Raw genomic sequence first — 17,602 nt, 5'->3', positions numbered from 1 at the left:
TCACTCCGCGAGGCCGACCACGAGCCAGATCCCGGCCACCCCGCCCACCGTGCACATCAGCGTGGACAGGGCGGGGTGTTCGTGGTGCGCCTCGGGCAGGATCTCGGCGGCCGCCAGGTACAGCAGGACCCCGCCGAAGAAGCCGAGGTACGCGCCGAGCGGTTCCATCGGAAGGGTGAACAGCAGAGTGGACGCCGCGCCCACCACGGGGGCGGCGGCGTCCGCGAAGAGCATCATCAGCGCCTTGCGGCGGGCGTTGCCGTACAGGCGGGTCAGCGTGTAGGTGTTGAACCCGTCGGCGAAGTCGTGGGTGATGACGGCCAGCGCCACGGCCACCCCCATCCCCCCGCCGACCTGGAACGCGGCCCCCAGGGCCACCCCGTCGGCGAGGCTGTGGCCGACCATCGCGGCGGCCGCGGTGAGCCCGACCTGCGGGACCCGGGCCCCGTCCTCCGCTCCGTGCGCGGCCTGGCGGACGGCGAGGAGCCGTTCCACGACGTGCGCGACGAGGAACCCGGCCACGAAGAGCAGCAGGGCGAGCGGGACGCCGAACACCTCGCGGCCCGCCGCGTGCAGGGCTTCCGGCAGCAGGTCCAGGCCGACGACGCCGAGCATCAGCCCGCCCGCCAGTCCCAGCACGAGGTGGCGGCGGTCGGTGACGCGTTGCGCCGCCCATCCGCCCGCCAGGGTCATCAGGAACGCGCCCAGTGCCACGATCACGGCCATGTGCCCCTGAATACCGATTCCCCGGCCCGCGCGCACTTCCGCGCCCGGGTGGCGGGCGGCGGACTGTTGACGATGACTACGCAGGGAGGGCCCCGGTGGGCGAGTACGTGACACAGCTGGTGGTCGGGGTCGGCGGGCGCGCGGGGGTTTCCGTGGCGGAGGTCTGCGCCCTGGTCGAGGAGACGCTGCGGGGGGCCGGGCTGGCCTCGGAGGCGGTGAAGGCGCTGGCCACGGTGGACTCGAAGGCGCAGGAGGCGGGGCTGACGGGCGCGGCGAAACGATTCGGCGTTCCGCTCATCGGCTACCCCGCCGAACAGCTGGCCTCGATCGACGTGCCGCATCCGTCGGAGGCGGTGCGCACCTCCGCCGGGACCCCCTCGGTGGCGGAGGCCGCGGCGCTCGCGGGCGGCGGCGAACTCCTCGTCCCGAAGCGCCGGTCGATGGCCGCGACCTGCGCGGTGGCCACGGCGCGGGCGCACGACCTGCGCCACCACGGCGACGCGGAGGTGATCGACGCGGGCTCCGACCTGGTGGACCTCGCGGTCAACGTACGGGCGGACACGCCCCCGCAGTGGCTCAGGCAGCGGATCGCCGCCTCCCTCGGGGACCTCGCCGCCTACCCCGACGGCCGGTCCGCCCGCGCGGCGGTGGCGCGGCGGCACGGGCTGCCCGTGGACCGGGTGCTGCTGACGGCCGGGGCCGCGGAGGCCTTCGTACTGATCGCGCGGGCACTGGAGGCCGCCCGGCCGGTCGTGGTGCACCCGCAGTTCACCGAGCCGGAGGCGGCGCTGCGGGACGCCGGCCACCGGGTGGAGCGGGTGGTGCTGCGCGCGGCGGACGGATTCCGGCTGGACCCGGCGGCGGTGCCCGAGGAGGCGGACCTGGTGGTGGTCGGCAACCCGACCAACCCGACGTCGGTCCTGCACCCGGCGGCCGCGCTGGCCGCGCTGGCCCGGCCGGGCCGGATCCTGGTGGTGGACGAGGCGTTCATGGACGCGGTCCCGGGCGAACGCGAGGCGCTGGCCGGGCGGACGGACCTGCCCGGGCTGGTGGTGCTGCGGAGCCTGACCAAGACGTGGGGCCTGGCGGGGCTGCGGATCGGCTACGTGCTGGCCGAGCCGGAGGTGATCGCGAAGCTGGCCGCGGCCCAGCCGCTGTGGCCGGTGTCCACCCCGGCGCTGGTGGCGGCCGAGGCCTGTGTGGCTCCGGCGGCGCTGGCCGAGGCGGAGGAGGCGGCGCGGCGGATCGCGGTGGACCGGGCCCATCTGCTGGCCGGCCTCGCCGAGTTCGACGAGGTCACGGTGGTGGAGGCGGCGCAGGGGCCGTTCGTCCTGATCCGGGTGACGGGCGGCGCGCAGGTGCGCGCCCGGCTGCGCGCGCTGGGCTTCGCCGTCCGCCGCGGGGACACCTTCCCGGGGCTGGACGAGTCCTGGCTGCGCCTGGCGGTCCGCGACCGGGCCACGACGGGCCGCCTCCTGCAGGCCCTGGACCACGCCTTGACCCTGACCACCGGCTGACCCGGCCGGGGGGCCCGGCCGGAACACACCTGCGGGGGGGGGCGACCTCGGCTGGAGCACACCCGCCCGAACCGGCAGGATGCTCCCGGACTTGCACCACCCGGCCCTGCCCGCCACACGCCGGACCCGGCCCCGGGGGCGGACCGGCTGGAGCACACCCGCCCAAACCGGCTGGTTACTCCCGGACTTGCGCCACCCAGCCCTGCCCGCCACACGCCGGACCGACCCCGGGGGCGGACCAGCCGGAGCACACCCGCCCAAACCGGCTGGTTACTCCCGGACCTGGGCCACCCGGCCCTGCCCGCCACACGCCGGACCGACCCCGGGGGCGACCCCGGCCGGAACACACCCGCCCAAACCGGCAGGCTGCTCCCGCACCTGCGCCACCCGGCCCTGCCCGCCACACGCCGGACCCGGCCCCGGGGGCGGACCAGCCGGAGCACACCCGCCCGAGCCAGCGGGCTGCTCCCGGGCGTGGGCCACCAGGTTCTGCCCGCCGCCCGCCGGTCCGGGGCCCGGGGGTATCCGGGGCCCGGTGTGTCCGGGCCGGGGGGTGCGCCGGTTCGGCACCCATGCGCGCCGGGGCGTGGCCTGGGCGCGGGCCGGGCGGGCGGCGGTGCGGAGCTGGCCGGGCGCGGGCCGGAAGGTGTCCTGGGGGCACGGCCTGGAAAGGCGCGGAGCGGCGGGCGCGCCTACGATGGCGGCTCGGGGGCGGGTGCACGGGGCCGCCGGGGTCGCGTACAGGGGGCAGCGATGAAGACATCCGCACGCATGGGCGCGGCCGTGGCCGGGCTGGCCGTCGTGGGCGGCGGGCTCCTCGTAGGGCCGCGGCTCCTCGACCACGGCGGCAGGGCGGCGGCGCCGGAGCAGCGGCTCGGGAGCGGGCCCGCCCCGGCGGCGAGCGCCGCCTCCCCCGAACCCGCCCGGCCAGGGCAAGGGCAAGGGCAGGGGCCGTTCACGCTCGTGGCGACCGGCGACATCATCCCGTACCCGTCGATCATCCAGCGGTCCGCGGACGATGCCGGCACGGCCGGCGACTACGACTTCCGGAAGATATTCGCCGGTGTCAAACCCCTGGTCTCCGGCGCCGACCTGGCCCTGTGCCACCACGAGATACCGTACGGCCGCCCCGGCGGCCCCTACACCGGCTACCCGCTCTTCAAGGCCCCGCACCAGCTGGCCGACGCCCTGAAGGACGCCGGGTACGACAGTTGCTCCACCGCCTCGAACCACACCCTGGACGACGGCTACGAAGGCCTCGCGCGCACCCTCGATCACCTCGACCGGGTCGGCATCCCGCACGTCGGCTCCGCCCGCAGCGCGGAGGAGGCCAAGGCCCCGGCCCTGATGTCGGCCGGCGGCGCGAAGGTCGCCCAGCTGGACTACACGTACGGCACGAACGGCATCCCCCTGCCCGAGGGCAAGCCGTGGGCCGTGAACCTGATCGACAAGGACCGGATCCTCGCCGACGCCCGTGCGGCCCGGGCCGGCGGCGCGAACGTGGTGGTGCTCAGCGTCCACTGGGGCACCGAATGGCAGACCTCCCCCGATGAGCAGCAGCGCGAGCTCGCGCAGGCGCTGACCGCCTCCCGCGGGCCCGACGGGCTCCCCGACATCGATCTGGTCATCGGCACCCACAACCACGTGCCGCAGCCCTACGAGAAGATCAACGGCACCTGGGTGGTCTTCGGCATGGGCGACCAGGTCGCCAGCTTCGTGCCGGCCGACAAGCTGCGCGGGAACCAGTCGTCGGTGCCCCGGTTCACCTTCGCCCCGGCGGCGGCCCACGCGGGCCGCTGGGAGGTGGTGAAGGCCGAGTTCCTCACGCAGTACTCGGACATGGGCCCGCCGTTCCGCGTCGTCTGCGCCTCCTGCGCGGCCTCCGACACCACGCTCCCCGCGGCCAAGCGGAGCGAGTACGCCCGGATCGACGAGCAGGTCACCGAGGCCGTGCTGTCCCGCGGCGCGGCCGGCCAGGGCCTGGAGCACGCCACCCGCTGAGCGCGCCGCCCGCCGAACACTCCCCTCCGGGTGTTCCGCGGGCGGCGGCCCGGCGGCGGTGCGCTACGAGGCCCGGCCCCGGCGCGTCACGACGAGCGCGCCCCCGCCGATCCCGAGCAGGACCAGCGCGCCTCCCGCGACGTACGGGGTCAGCGAACCGCCGCCGGTCTCGGCCAGGTTGGCGTCGGTGGTGACGGCCGAGCCCTTGCCCGTCGCGGTCTGCGGCTTGACGTCGGGCTTCGAGGACGGGGCGGGGGCCGGGGCCGCCGGGGACTCGCAGTGCGCCTCGGCGAGCACGATCTCGCCCTCCACCTCGGCCACGTTCAGCTTCAGCGGGTTCACCGACACCTTCAGGCGCAGTGCGGTCGCGGCGGCCGTCGTGGAGGTGGTCCGGGTGCCGGACAGCTCCAGGCTGACCAGGCCCACGCCCGGCACCTCGACCTTGGTGGGGCCGCCCGCCGACAGGGTGACCTTCTTGCCGAGCGCGGTGACCGTCCCGAGGACGTTCGAGGTGGCCACCGGCTGCTTGCCCGCCTCGCAGACGGCCTTGGAGGTGACCTTCTCCACCTCGATGAGCGAGAGCGCCGGCAGGCCCGGCACGTGCACCCGCGCCTTGGCGAGGTTGGCCTCCGCCTCGGCCCGGTTCTTGTCGGCGGTCGCCTTGGAGGTGGCGACGTCGGCGCGGAGCACGCTGACCGGCTTGCCTCCCTCGACCCCGTCCAGGGTGACCGCCAGCGCCGTCTTCTCGGCCGTCGCCGGGGCGCTCACCTCGTTGAGGGTCGTCTTCAGCGGAATGTGCACGGTCTTGTTGAGCAGGCCCACGTCGAGTCCGGCGCGCAGGACGACGGCGCCGGCCTTGCCCTCGCCCCCGGTCCCGCCGCCTCCCGTGGCGAGCGCGGGCGGGGCGGTGAGCAGGGCGACCGCTCCCGTGGCGAGCAGGACGGCCGCGGGCATGCGGAAGGTGTTGCTGTTCAAGGTGGTGGAACCCCCAGGGAGATGGGTGCCGTCGCGCCGCCATGGGGGACATCGCGCGCCGACGGCCTCGTCCCCGGAATCTTTACGCACTGTGAGTGAACGGGCAGCCACCTGACGTGAGTTCACCCCAAAGGGTGGTTTCCACGCATACATTCGAATTTCTACGCCTCAGAAGGAACGCGAGTTCCCTCCTGTCGCAGACACACGAGGGGCGCGAGCAGTCCTAACGACCGCTCGGCGGCGGACGTCACGCGCCGTCAACACCCCGCCGACCGCCGCCGGAGCCCTCAGGCGCGGACCCTGCCGTTCACCACGACCCGCAGGGGCTGCGCGAGCGCCCGTACGTCGGCCCGCGGGTCGGCGGCGTAGACCACGAGGTCCGCGGGCGCGCCCTCGGTGAGCCCCGGCCGTCCGAGCCACTCGCGCGCCGCCCAGGCCGTCGCCGAGAGGGCGTCCAGCGCCGGGATGCCGGCCTTCACCAGTTCCCCGACCTCGGCCGCCACGAGGCCGTGCGGCAGGGAGCCGCCCGCGTCGGTGCCGACGTACACCTGGATGCCCGCGTCGTAGGCGGCGCGGACGGTGTCGTAGCGCCGCTCGTGGAGCCTGCGCATGTGCGCCGACCAGCGCGGGAACTTCGCCTCGCCGCCCGCCGCCATCTTCGGGAAGGTGGCGATGTTCACGAGGGTCGGCACGATCGCGACCCCCCGCTCCGCGAACAGCGGGATGGTGTCCTCGGTGAGGCCGGTGGCGTGCTCGACGCAGTCGATGCCCGCCTCGACGAGATCGCGCAGCGAGTCCTCCGCGAAGCAGTGCGCCGTGACCCGGGCACCCAGCCGGTGCGCCTCGGCGATGGCCGCCTCCACCTCGGCGCGCGGCCAGCAGGCCGCCAGGTCGCCGGCCTCGCGGTCGATCCAGTCGCCGACCAGCTTCACCCAGCCGTCGCCGCGCAGCGCCTCGCGGCCGACGTAGGCGACGAGGTCGGCGGGCTCGATCTCGTGCGCGTAGTTGCGGATGTAGCGGCGGGTGCGCGCGATGTGCCGGCCCGCCCGGATGATCTTCGGCAGGTCCTCGCGGTCGTCGATCCAGCGGGTGTCGGAGGGGGATCCCGCGTCACGGATGAGGAGGGTTCCGGCGTCGCGGTCGGTCAGGGCCTGGCGTTCGGCGGTCCGGGCGTCGACCGGGCCGTGGGCGTCCAGACCGACGTGGCAGTGCGCGTCGACCAGCCCGGGCAGGGCCCAGCCGGACACCGTGGTGACCTCCCGGGCACCGCGCGGGCGCTCGTAGGAGATCCGGCCCCCGACCACCCAGAGCTCGTCGCGGACCTCGTCGGGCCCGACCAGCACCCGGCCCTTCACGTGCAGCACACCGTCCGCCCCGCCCACGTCGCCCGCACCGCTCGGGCCGCCCGCACCGTTCACGCCGTCCGCCCCGCCCACGTCGCTCACATCGCTCATGTCGGCACTGTACGGGCGTGCTCGATACGCTCTGCGGGTAGCCCCGGACGAAGAGAGCACCACCGTGACCCACCCCCTGCTGGACCTCCCGCCGCTCACCGCCGAGCGTTTCGCGTCGATCGAGCGGGGGGTCGCCGAGCTCCTCGCCACCCGGCAGGACGTGGTGATCACCCAGGGCGAGGCGCTGCTGCCGCTGGAGGGGTGCATCCGCTCGGGCGCGCAGCCCGGCTCGACGGCGCTGAACGTGGTCACCGGGCCGTACGGCACCACCTTCGGCAACTGGCTGCGCGACTGCGGCGCGACGGTCGTGGACCTGGCGGTCCCCTTCGACACCGCGGTGACGGCCGGCCAGGTGGCGCGGGCACTGGCCGAGCGCCCGGAGATCGACTTCGTCTCGCTGGTCCACGCGGAGGCGGCGACCGGCAACACGAACCCGGTCGCGGAGATCGGTGAGGCCGTACGGGCTCACGGGGCCCTGTTCATGCTGGACGCGGTGGCCTCGGTGGGCGCGGAGCCGCTGCTGCCGGACGCGTGGGGCGTGGACCTGTGCGTGATCGGGGCGCAGAAGGCGATGGGCGGCCCGGCGGGCGTGTCCGCGGTGTCCGTCTCGGAGCGGGCGTGGGACCGGTTCGCGCAGAATCCGGCGGCCCCGCGCCGCTCCTACCTGTCGCTGCTGGACTGGAAGGAGCGCTGGATCGACGCCGGGCGCAAGGCGCTGCCGCACGCTCCCGCGCAGCTGGAGATGCTGGCGCTGGAGGCCTGCCTGGACCGCATCGCGCGGGAGGGGCTGTCCTCGGTGACGGCCCGCCACGCGGCGGCCGCGGCGGCGACCCGCGCGGGTGCGGCCGAGCTCGGGGCGGCCCCGTACGTGGGCCGGGTGGCGGAGGCCGCCCCGGTGGCCACGACCCTGCGGGTCGCGGACGCCTCGCTGGTGGTGGCCAAGGCGCTGGCCGCGGACCCGGCGGCGCCGCTCGCCGCGGGAGGCGGGGCGCTGGCGCGGGAGATGGTCCGGGTCAACCACTACGGCACGGCGGCCTCGCTGCCCGCCGTCGGGGCCGCGCTCACCGCCCTGGCGACCGCGCTGGGCGCCGAGCCCGCCGCGGCCCTCGCCGCGGCGGGGACGGCCTGGGCCGAGGCGCTCGGCTGACCGGCCCGGCGGGGCCTCAGGCCAGGACGTCCAGCAGCCGGTCGACGTCGGCCTCGGTGTTGTAGAGGTGGAACGAGGCCCGCAGGGCGCCCGCGCGGGCGGCGGTGGCGATGCCGGCCGCCAGCAGGGCCTCCTGCCGGTCGGCGAGGCCGGGCACCGAGACGATGGCGCCCCCGCCGGGCACGGGCTCGCGGCCCAGGCGGGCGAGCCCGGCCCGGTAGCGGTCGGCCAGGGCCGTGTTGTGGGCGTGGAGCTGCCCGACGCCGATCCGCTCCAGCAGGGTCAAGGAGGCCTCGGCCGCGTGGTAGGCGAGGAATGCGGGGGACTCGTCGAACCGCCGGGCTCCGTGGGCCAGTTCCGGCATGGGGCCGTAGGTGGCCTCCCACATGGACTCCGCCGCCACCCAGCCGGCGTGCAGCGGGGTCAGGGTGTCCTGGGCCTCCCGCGACACGGTCAGGTACGAGGCCCCGCGGGCGCCGAGCAGCCACTTGTAGCCGGCCGTGACCGTGTACTCGTACGGCGAGGCGTCGAAGGGCAGCCACCCCGCCGCCTGGGTCGCGTCCACCAGCATGCGGGCGCCGTGCGCGGTGGTGGCGGCGCGGACCGCGGCCAGGTCGGCCGTCCGCCCGTCGGCGGACTGTACGGCGCTCAGCGCGACCAGCGCGGTGCCCGAGCCGACGGCTTCGGCCAGGGATTCCAGCGGTGCGAAGCGCACCTTGAGGTCTCCGCGCACCACGAAGGGGTTGATGACGGAGGCGAACTCGCCCTCCGGGCAGAGCACTTCGGCTCCGGCGGGGAGGGACGCGGCGACCAGCCCGACATGGGTGGCCACGGCCGAGCCGACGGCCACCCTCTCGACGTCGACCCCGACCAGCCGGGCGAAGGCGGCCCGGACCCGGTTCACGCGGTCGAAGTCGCCGAATCCGGTCGGGATCCCGGCGCCCGCCGCGTCGGCCAGCTCACGTACGGCCGCGACGGCGGAACGCGGGAGGATCCCGCAGGTGGCGGTGTTGAGGTAGACGGTGGAATGGGCGAACTCGGCCCGGACCGCTTCGGCGATGGGAAGATCCATGGGTCCACTCTGCTCCGCGAGCGACCCAAAGTCCATTGCCTAATTTTGTACGCCACCCTCAAGGAATGCTTATACCTGGGGGACGGCGCACGCCCCGTCGGGCTCGCACGCCTCGGCGCCCGCCGCAGGCTCCTCGACCTCCCGGCCGGCCCACGCCTGCTCCAGGGCGCGGGTGAACACCTCGGCCGGCTGGCCGCCGGAGATCCCGTAGCGGCGGTCGAGCACGAAGAACGGCACGGCGTTCGCACCCAGCTCGGCGGCCTCGCGCTCGTCGGCGCGGACCTGCGCGGCGTAGGCGGAGTCGTCGGCGAGGACGGTGCGCGCCTCGGCCTCGTCCAGCCCCGCCTCCACGGCGAGGGCGACCAGCACCTCGGGGTCGAAGACGGACCGCTCCTCGGCGAAGTTGGCCCGGTAGGCGAGGTCGAGCAGCTCCTCCTGACGGCCGCGGGCCGCGGCCAGGTGCAGCAGGCGGTGGATGTCGAAGGTGTTCCCGTGGTCACGCCCGTCGGTGCGGTACTCCAGGCCCTCGGCGCGGGCGCTCGCCGCGACGTGCTCCTCCATGGCGCGCGCCTCGTCGAGGGTGCGGCCGTACTTCTTGGCGAGCATCTCCAGGACGGGCGCGGTGACGCCCTTGGCGCCGTTCGGGTCGAGCTCGAAGGACCGGAAGACGACCTCCACCTCGTCGCGGTGCGCGAACTCGGCCAGCCCCTTGGCGAAACGGGCCTTGCCGATGTAGCACCACGGGCAGGCGATGTCGCTCCAGATCTCGACGCGCATGTTCCTTCTTCTCTCTCCGGACGGGTGAACAGACAGTTCCCCCTTCAACCACCCGGAAGTGCGTCTCATTCCCCGGACACCGTCAGCCAGAGGGTCAGGTGGGAGCCGGAGTGGGCGGGCGCCGGGGCCGGGTCCGGGAGCCAGCCGCGGGTGGCGTAGAAGGCCTGGGCGCGGAGGTTGTGCGCGTACACCTCCAGGCGGACCCGCTCGATTCCGGCGCGGCGCCAGGCGTCGAGGCAGGCCGCATGCAGGGCGGCGCCGGTGCCGCGGCGCCAGTGGGCGGGATCGACGTGGAGCTGGGTGAGGGTGGTCTCGCCGTCCGCGGTGAGGAAGGCGGCGACACCGGTGACCTCGCCGTCCTGCTCCGCGCACAGCACCCCGCCCTCGGCGGCGGGGCGGGCGACGGCGCGGGACCACGCCTCGCGGGCAAGGGCGCGGTGCGGTTCGCCGGCGTAGGTCTCCTCGGGGACCCGGCCCCGGTAGTAGGTGGCCCGGGCCCTGGTGTGGAGGGCTGTGATGGCGTCGAGGTCTGCGGGGCGCGCGGTCCTGATCACGGAAAGGAGAACGCGCCGGGAACCGTGCCGGTTCCCGGCGCGTCCGCCGCCGTACCGCGTGTGCGCCCGCCGCCGTCCGTTCCGGACGGCCGCCGCCCGCGTGGCTACTTCTTGAGCCACGCCTCCATCATCTTCTGGGCGACGGGGGCGGCCAGCCTGCCGCCGCCGATCTCGGAACGGTCGGTGTCGGACCGCTCGATCACGACGGCCACGGCGATCTGCTTGCCGTTCAGCTTCCCGTACGAGGTGAACCAGGCCAGCGGCGACAGGCTGTTGTTCACACCGCGCTGGGCGGTGCCGGTCTTGCCGCCCACCTCGGCGCCCGCCACCTGGGCCGGCTTGCCGCCGCCCTCGCTGGCCACCGTCCGCATGGCGTCGCGGAGCATCGAGGCGGTCTTCTCCTTCATCACCTGCTGGGACTTGGGGTCCTTGAAGCTCTCCAGCACGGTGCCCCCGGCGTCGGTGACCTCGGAGACCATGTGCGGGGCGACGAGCTTGCCGCCGTTCTCGATCGCGGCCGTGACCATCGCCATCTGCAGCGGGGTGGCCTGGACGTCGAACTGGCCGATGCCCGTCTGCGCGACCTGGTCGATCGACATCTTCTTCGAGGGGTACTTGCTGGGCGGGTTGGTGCGGACCGGGGTGTCGATCTGCGTGTTGAAGCCGAGCTTCTCGGCCATGGCGCGCATCTTGTCCTGGCCCAGCTTGTACGCCAGCTCCGCGAAGACGTTGTTGCAGGACAGCCGCATGGCGGTGCGCGGAGAAACGTTGTTGCAGGCTGCCGAGCCCGCCTCGCTGGGCAGCGGGGTGCGGGTGCCGGGGATCGTGTACGGGTCGGGGATGCCGGTCGGCTGGTCGATGTCGGTGACCAGCCCGTTCTCGATCGCCGCGGCGAGCGTGACCAGCTTGAAGGTGGAACCGGGGGCCTGCGGCTTGCGCAGGGCCACGTTCTCCATCGGCTTGCCCTTGTCGGCGGAGAGTTCCGCCCAGGCTTCCTTGTCGTTGGCGCCCGTGATCCGGCCCGGGTCGAAGGAGGGGTTGTTGACGACGCCGAGGATCGCGCCCGTCGCGGGGTCGATGGCGACGGCGGCACCCTGCTTGCCCTGGAGCGCGTCGTACGCGGCCTTCTGCACGTCCGGGTCGATGGTGGTCAGGACGTTGCCCGGGTCGGCCCGCTTGTTGGTGAGCATGTCCATCATGGTCTTCAGCCGGCTGTCGGAGCCGTTGAGGATGTTCTTGTAGACGCCCTCCAGCATGGTCGTGCCGTAGGCCTGGGAGCTGTAGCCGGTGATCGGCGCGTAGAGCGGGCCGTCGGTGTAGGTCCGCTTGTACCCGAAGTCCTTGCCGCCCGTCTTCGTCGAGCCCGTGATCGCCTCCCCGCCCACGATGATGTTGCCCAGCGGGTTCTCGTACTGCCCGATGAGGTTGCGCCGGTTGTGCTTGTCGTCTGCGAGGGCCTGGCCTTGGTATGCCTGCACCCAGGTGACGCGGACCAGCAGGGCCAGCACCAGGAGCAGGCAGAAGACCGACGCACGCCTGATCGTCTTGTTCATCCCCCAGAAGGACGTACCAACGGCCCCGGCCGTTCCGCTCTGCCCCGATTGTGGCGGGGTTCTCAGCTTTTCTTCATGAAGCCGCCCTCGTACGCGGCGATGACGGCCTGGGTCCGGTCCCGGGCTCCGGTCTTGGCGAGGACCGCGGCGACGTGGGTCTTGACCGTCTGGGGTCCGACCCCGAGGCGCTCGCTCATCTCGTGGTTGGACAGCCCGGTGGCCATCAGCCGCAGGACGTCGGCCTCCCGGCCGGTGAGCCGGGCCACCCAGGGTGCGGCAGCGGGCGCGGCGGCGGCCGTGTGGGCGGCGGCGAGGGAGCGGACGGCGGCCGGGTAGAGCACCGAGTCGCCGCGGGCGACGAGCCGGACCGCGCCGATCAGCTCGTCGGGATCGGCCCGCTTGAGGAGGAACCCGGCGGCACCCGCGCGCAGCGCCCCGTAGACGTAGGCGTCGTTCTCGAAGGTGGTGACGACCACGATGCGCGGCGGCTCGGCCATGGTCGCGAGGATCTGCTCGGTGGCCCGGATCCCGTCGATCTCGGGCATCCGGACGTCCATCAGCACCACGTCCGGGGCGAGGGAGCGGACCAGGGGGACGGCCTGCACCCCGGTGGCCGCCTCGCCGACTACCTCCAGGTCGTCCTCGGCCTCGAGGATGACCCGCAGGGCGGTGCGCACCATCCGCTCGTCGTCGCAGAGCACGATGCGCAGCGGGGGCCGGCCCGCCGCGGCGGGCGCGTTCGGCACGGTCATCGGGCGTCCTCCGCGAGTGGCAGGACGGCTCGCAGCCGCCACCGGTCCCCGTGCGGGCCGGCCTCGACGCGGCCGCCGAGCAGGGCGGCCCGTTCTGCGGCGCCGCGCAGTCCGCGGCCCCCGGTGGTGCGCGGCTCCCCGTGTGGCGGTGCGGCGGGCGGGTTGGTCATGGTGATCTCCAGTTCGCGGTGTCCGGTCCCGGCCGCGTCCCGTACGAGAACCCGCAGGTCCACGGGTCCCGCGCCGTGGCGCAGCGCGTTGCTGAGGCCCTCCTGGACGATCCGGTACGCCTCGCGGGAGGCGATCGCCGGCAGGTGCGCCCAGTCCCGGCCGGGGCCGGGGTCCTGGTGGGCGGTGACGGGGGTGCCCGAGGCCCGGGTGCGGGACAGCAGCCCGTCGAGGTCGGCGGCCAGCGTCGGCGCGGGCGCGGCGTCCCGCCGGGCCGGGTCGCCGTCCCGCAGCAGGCCGAGGACGGCGTCCAGTTCGCCCACCGTCCGCCGGGTGGTGTCCTCGATGGCGGCCAGCGCCTCCCGGACGAACCCGGGGTCGCTGTCGAGCACCCGCCGGGCGGCGGCCGCCTGGAGGGTGACGGCGCTCAGCGCGTGCCCGACCGCGTCGTGCAGCTCCCGGGCCAGCCGGTTGCGCACGGCCAGGTCGGCGGCCCGCTCCTCGGCGGCGGCCAGCCGGTCCGCCGCCGTCGGCCCCAGCAGTACGGGCGCCAGCCGGGCCAGCAGCGCCCCGGCTCCGGCGGCGCACAGCGCGAGCCCGCCCAGCAGGCCCGCCCCGAGCAGCGGGGCGAGATACGGTTCGGCCCCGGTACTGAGCCGGCCCAGCCCGAGCCCGGCGTCCCGCAGCCCGCCCGCGAACGGCAGCGCGATCAGCGCCACCGCCATGGGTGGGACAGCGAGGGTCATCCCGCTGACCACCGCGCCCACCCCCAGGTGCAGGGTCCACCAGGCCGAGGTCCGGCCCCGGGCGGCCCAGGACCGCGCCGGCCCGGCGGCGAGCCGCTCCCCCGGCACCGCGCACATGGCCCGCACGGCGGCCACGGACAGCGGCCGGACCAGCCCGTACACGGCGGTCACCGCGGCCAGGGGCAGGGCGGCCGCGTAGGCGGCGAGGGTGAGCGGGAGGGAGCTGAGGGCGTTGACCCCGCCGGCCGCCATGCCGACCCCCACCTGGGCGAGGAGGAAGTAGGGCATCAGCAGGGCCCCGCCGAGTATCAGGTGGATCCAGCGCAGCCTGGCCCGGGCGCCGAACAGCCGGTTCACTCGACGCGGGCGGCCGTGAGGAACCGTATGAGAACGGCGGCCGAGAGCAGTCCGGTGATCATCTGCCCAGCGTAGGTCAGCAGGACCACCCCGCCGGGCCCTCCTCCCCCGTCCAACTCCGGCCCCAGCGCGGCGATCAGCAGCCACGTCCCCCAGCTCAGCGTCGCGCCCGAACCGATCCAGGCGGCACCGAGCGCCCACCGCGGCCCTCGCGCCCGGTGCTGCCCGCCCCGGGCCAGGAGGACGGCCCCGGCTCCCGCGGCCAGCGCGCACACCCCGTGGACGGCCGTGGCCGCGCCCGCCTCCGCGGAGTACGCGGCCGCCCGCTCGGCCCCCAGCCAGGCCGTGCCGCCGAAGGCCCAGTACGCCTGCACCGCCGCGACCGCGATCCCGGCCGCCGCCGAGGCCGCCGCCACCACCCCCGTGGGCGACGGCAGCCTCCCCCGGACTCCGTCCGGGGAGGACCCCGGCCCCGGCGCACCCGGCCTGCGCCGGCCCCAGCGCTCCCGCGCATAGGGCACGAACAGACCGGCCAGGGCGAGTCCTTGGACGGTGAACCCGGTGTAGACGACGTGGAAGACCCAGGGCTCCAGGAAGGGCTGCCCCCCGCTCGCCGCGGCCGGCTCGGCCCCGGCCCCGGCCCCGAGCAGCCGTATGAGCAGTTGGCCCGGATAGCCGAGGAGGATCGGGGCCAGCAGCCCCGTCGCGAAGAAGACCGGGACGGTCAGCAGCCAGGACGGCACCCGCAGGCCCCAGGGGCGGGTGAGCACCAGCACGAGCAGGACCACGCAGGCGTCCATGGCCAGCGTGACGGAGTTGGCCGCGGTGAGGAACAGGCTGGGCTCGCTCAGCGCGCTGCCGGCCGGTATGCCGATCTGACTCCCGGCCAGCCAGGCGGTCTTGAGCGCCAGATAGGGCACGGTGGCGGCGATGGCCGCCGCCCGCAGGATCCGCCGGCCTGTCCCCGGCCCGGGGCTCGGGCCGGTCCCCGGTCCGGGGATCGGGCCGGTCCCCGGTCCGGGGATCGGGCCGGTCCCCAGACCGGGGATCGGGCCGGAGATCGGACCGGGGCTCGGGCCGGGGCTCGGCGGCTGCGTCGCGTACGTCGCGTGAACGGCTCGTGTGGTCATGCACCAACGGTCCCGCCCGCGCCGCCCCACCGCCTCCCCCTCCATGGGGAACCGCCTCCCCCGGCCGGGGGAGGAATCACCCCCTCCGGCGCGTCACATCCGCCGCGTGACCACCGACAGCCGGTCCCGCGCCTCGAACAGGGCCGCCTTGATGGCCTGCTCGTGCTCCGCCGTCAGCCGCGCCACCGGCACCGAGCAGCTCACCGCGTCCCGGGCGGGCGTGCGGTAGGGCACCGCCACCCCGAAGCAGCGCAGCCCGAGCGTGTTCTCCTCCCGGTCCACCGCGTAGCCCTGCTCCCGCACCAGCGCCAGCTCCTCGATGAGCCGCTCCCGGTCCGTCACGGTGTGCTCGGTGACCGCCTCCAGCCGCCGCGGCAGCAGGGCCCGCACCTCCTCGTCCGTGTGCGTGGCCAGCAGCGCCTTGCCCAGCGCCGTGGAGTGCACCGGCAGCCGCCGCCCGACCCGGGTGAAGGGCCGCAGGTAGTGCCGGGACGGGCGGGTCGCGAGGTAGACCACGCTCGTCCCGTCCAGCCGGGCCAGGTGGATGGTCTCCGTCGTGTCGTCGGAAAGCCGGTCCAGGGAGGGCCGGGCGGCCGCCACCACCTCGTCGCCGTCGATGTACGAGCTGCCGACCAGCAGCGCCCGGACGCCGATGCCGTAGCGCGTGCCCGTCGCGTCCGTCTCCACCCATCCCAGGTTCACCAGCGTGCGCAGCAGCATGTACAGGCTGGACTTGGGGAGGGAGAGGTCGTTCTGGATGTCGGCGAGGCTGTGCAGCCCCGGCCGCGCCGCGAAGTGCTCCAGCAACAGGACCGTCCGCACCGCCGATTTGACCGGCGACGCCGGGACCGTGCCCCCCGATTCGGTCGTCGTCATGCGCCTGCTTCCCCTCTGGCCGCCTCTTGTCACGCCGAGGACGCGGAAATAGAGTCCACAGCAGATGTGATCATTCATCCACCGGAACGGCGTTCAGAATACTGAACGATCCAGGAGGCAGTGGGCCATGACAACGACACCAGTCTGGAGTGTGGACCCCCGCACCGGGAAGCAGCGCGAACAGGTTGCGGTCGAGGCCACACCCCAGGAGGTGGACGAAGCCGTACGGAACGCCCACGCCGCCCGCGGCGCGCTCGCCGACTCCGCCGCCCGCGCCGCCTTCCTCCGCACCGCCGCCGACCTGCTCGACGCAGCCGCCGCGCACGTCGTCGAGGCCGCCGACGCCGAGACCGCGCTGGGCCCGGGCCGGCTCACGGGAGAGCTGGCCCGCACCACCGGCCAGCTGCGCGCCTTCGCCGACGCGCTGGAGGACGGCTCCCACCTCGACATCCGGATCGACCGCGCCGACCCCTCGCTCAGCCCGCCGCGCCCCGAACTGCGCCGCTACAAGGTGCCGCTGGGCGTCGTCGCGGTGTACGCCGCCTCCAACTTCCCGCTCGCCTTCTCCGTCCCCGGCGGGGACACCGCGAGCGCGCTGGCCGCCGGCTGCCCGGTGGTCGTCAAGGCGCACCCCGACCACCCGGCCACCTCCGAGCTGTGCGCCTCGCTGCTGCGCCGGGCGGCCGTCGCCTCGGGGCTCCCGGCCGAAGTCGTCTCCGTGGTGCACGGGTTCGACGCCGGCCTGGCGCTGATCCGCCACCCGCTGGTGTCCGCCGCCGGATTCACCGGTTCCATCCGGGGCGGGCGCGCCCTGTTCGACGCGGCGGCCGCCCGGCCCGTGCCCATCCCCTTCCACGGTGAGCTGGGCTCGCTCAACCCCGTGGTGGTCACCCCGGCCGCGGCCGTCGAGCGCGCCGAGGAGATCGGCAGCGGGCTCGCGGGCTCGGTCACCCTCGGCGTGGGCCAGTTCTGCGTGAAGCCCGGCCTCGTGCTGGTCCCCCAGGGCGCGGCGGGCGACCGCCTCGCGGGCGCGCTCACCAAGGCGCTCGGGGAGACCGAGCCGGGGGTGCTGCTCGACCACCGGATGCGGGAGAACTTCGTCGCCGGAGTGCGCGAGCGGGCCGCGCTGGCGGGCGTCGAGGCACCCGTCACTCCGGGATCGGGCGGTGAGCACACCGTCGGCGCCGGCTATCTGACCGTGGCGGCCGCCCGCATCCTCGACAGCGCCCCGGGCGGGGCGTACGAGGTGCTGCTGGAGGAGTGCTTCGGTCCCGTCACCGTCGTCGTGCGGTACGCCGACCAGCGCGAGGCGGCGGCGGTGCTCGGGCGGCTGGGCGGGAACCTGAGCGCGACCCTCCAGTTGTCGGCCGCCGAGACCGAGGGCGCGCCGGGCCCGGCCTCCGAGCTGATCGGGCAGGTCACGGAGCTGGCGGGCCGGATCGTGGTCAACGGCTGGCCGACCGGGGTGGCGGTGGCCCCGGCCCAGCACCACGGCGGCCCGTACCCGGCGGCGACCTCCCACTCCACCTCGGTCGGCGGGACCGCGATCGAGCGCTGGCTGCGCCCGGTGGTCTACCAGTCGGTGCCGGACGCCCTGCTTCCGCCCGAGTTGCGCGAGGCCAACCCGCTCGGGCTGCCGCGCCGCGTGACGGGAGCCGCGGGAGCCGCGGGAGCCGCGGGAGCCTCCGAAAGCTGACGGGGCCCGCCGGGACCGGCGGGACCGCCCGGACCACCGGGACCGGCGGGCCCGCCCGGACCACCGGCTCCGGCAGGCCCCGCCCCGGGCGGCCCCGCCCG

15 protein-coding genes are annotated in these 17,602 nt (G+C 75.2%); 4 read left to right on the top strand and 11 right to left on the bottom strand.

The features are described from left to right. Positions 1 to 726, bottom strand: coding sequence for a ZIP family metal transporter (locus AB0D66_RS15220; protein ID WP_362302242.1), 726 nt, complete (start codon positions 724 to 726; stop codon positions 1 to 3). A gap of 107 nt (positions 727 to 833) precedes the next feature. On the opposite strand from AB0D66_RS15220, the gene cobC reads away from it, so the two are divergent. Together cobC and AB0D66_RS15210 are read left to right on the top strand one after the other, a co-directional pair. Further along, positions 834 to 2,243: an Rv2231c family pyridoxal phosphate-dependent protein CobC gene (gene cobC / locus AB0D66_RS15215; RefSeq protein ID WP_362302435.1), complete on the top strand. Its 1,410-nt coding sequence runs from the start codon at positions 834 to 836 to the stop codon at positions 2,241 to 2,243. Positions 2,244 to 2,996: 753 nt separating this feature from the next. After that, entirely contained in the window at positions 2,997 to 4,244 is a 1,248-nt protein-coding gene (locus tag AB0D66_RS15210; protein ID WP_362302239.1) for a CapA family protein, read from the top strand. A 63-nt stretch (positions 4,245 to 4,307) separates the two neighbouring features. On the opposite strand, the gene AB0D66_RS15205 is transcribed toward AB0D66_RS15210, so the two are convergent. Next, positions 4,308 to 5,219 (bottom strand): SCO1860 family LAETG-anchored protein, encoded by a 912-nt coding sequence (locus AB0D66_RS15205; protein WP_362302236.1) that lies wholly within the window; start codon positions 5,217 to 5,219, stop codon positions 4,308 to 4,310. A gap of 287 nt (positions 5,220 to 5,506) precedes the next feature. After that, entirely contained in the window at positions 5,507 to 6,583 is a 1,077-nt protein-coding gene (locus AB0D66_RS15200; protein WP_362302432.1) for an amidohydrolase family protein, read from the bottom strand. Positions 6,584 to 6,737: 154 nt separating this feature from the next. On the opposite strand from AB0D66_RS15200, the gene AB0D66_RS15195 reads away from it, so the two are divergent. Next, on the top strand, positions 6,738 to 7,820 hold the full coding sequence (locus AB0D66_RS15195; RefSeq protein ID WP_362302233.1) for an aminotransferase class V-fold PLP-dependent enzyme: 1,083 nt from the start codon (positions 6,738 to 6,740) through the stop codon (positions 7,818 to 7,820). Between the two features lie 16 nt (positions 7,821 to 7,836). Here AB0D66_RS15195 and AB0D66_RS15190 read toward each other — a convergent pair whose 3' ends face one another. The 8 genes from AB0D66_RS15190 to AB0D66_RS15155 form a co-directional block, all read right to left on the bottom strand. Beyond that, positions 7,837 to 8,892 carry an aminotransferase class V-fold PLP-dependent enzyme gene (locus AB0D66_RS15190; RefSeq protein WP_362302226.1) on the bottom strand — a complete coding sequence of 352 codons (1,056 nt, stop codon included), beginning with the start codon at positions 8,890 to 8,892 and terminating at the stop codon, positions 7,837 to 7,839. 69 nt (positions 8,893 to 8,961) lie between these two features. Further along, a complete protein-coding gene (locus AB0D66_RS15185) occupies positions 8,962 to 9,669 on the bottom strand; it encodes a DsbA family oxidoreductase (RefSeq protein WP_362302223.1) in 708 nt (235 codons plus the stop codon). A gap of 65 nt (positions 9,670 to 9,734) precedes the next feature. Then, positions 9,735 to 10,223: a GNAT family N-acetyltransferase gene (locus AB0D66_RS15180; RefSeq protein ID WP_362302220.1), complete on the bottom strand. Its 489-nt coding sequence runs from the start codon at positions 10,221 to 10,223 to the stop codon at positions 9,735 to 9,737. Positions 10,224 to 10,327: 104 nt separating this feature from the next. Next, entirely contained in the window at positions 10,328 to 11,776 is a 1,449-nt protein-coding gene (locus AB0D66_RS15175; RefSeq protein ID WP_362302217.1) for a penicillin-binding protein 2, read from the bottom strand. Positions 11,777 to 11,838: 62 nt separating this feature from the next. Beyond that, on the bottom strand, positions 11,839 to 12,528 hold the full coding sequence (locus AB0D66_RS15170; RefSeq protein ID WP_362302214.1) for a response regulator transcription factor: 690 nt from the start codon (positions 12,526 to 12,528) through the stop codon (positions 11,839 to 11,841). Then, on the bottom strand, positions 12,525 to 13,799 hold the full coding sequence (locus AB0D66_RS15165; RefSeq protein WP_362302211.1) for a histidine kinase: 1,275 nt from the start codon (positions 13,797 to 13,799) through the stop codon (positions 12,525 to 12,527). The genes AB0D66_RS15170 and AB0D66_RS15165 overlap by 4 nt, the downstream gene beginning before the upstream one ends. Beyond that, positions 13,796 to 14,929: a hypothetical protein gene (locus AB0D66_RS15160; protein WP_362302208.1), complete on the bottom strand. Its 1,134-nt coding sequence runs from the start codon at positions 14,927 to 14,929 to the stop codon at positions 13,796 to 13,798. The genes AB0D66_RS15165 and AB0D66_RS15160 overlap by 4 nt, the downstream gene beginning before the upstream one ends. A 93-nt stretch (positions 14,930 to 15,022) precedes the next feature. Next, positions 15,023 to 15,805, bottom strand: coding sequence for an IclR family transcriptional regulator (locus AB0D66_RS15155; RefSeq protein WP_362302206.1), 783 nt, complete (start codon positions 15,803 to 15,805; stop codon positions 15,023 to 15,025). Between the two features lie 127 nt (positions 15,806 to 15,932). On the opposite strand from AB0D66_RS15155, the gene AB0D66_RS15150 reads away from it, so the two are divergent. After that, positions 15,933 to 17,501 carry an aldehyde dehydrogenase (NADP(+)) gene (locus AB0D66_RS15150; RefSeq protein WP_362302203.1) on the top strand — a complete coding sequence of 523 codons (1,569 nt, stop codon included), beginning with the start codon at positions 15,933 to 15,935 and terminating at the stop codon, positions 17,499 to 17,501. Positions 17,502 to 17,602: the final 101 nt, after the last annotated feature.

Origin of the sequence: Streptomyces sp. NPDC048270 (assembly GCF_040652335.1) — a bacterium.
Lineage (GTDB): Bacteria > Actinomycetota > Actinomycetes > Streptomycetales > Streptomycetaceae > Streptomyces.
Note: the sequence above shows the minus strand (reverse complement) of the source record. Positions and strands in the feature narration are given on the sequence as shown.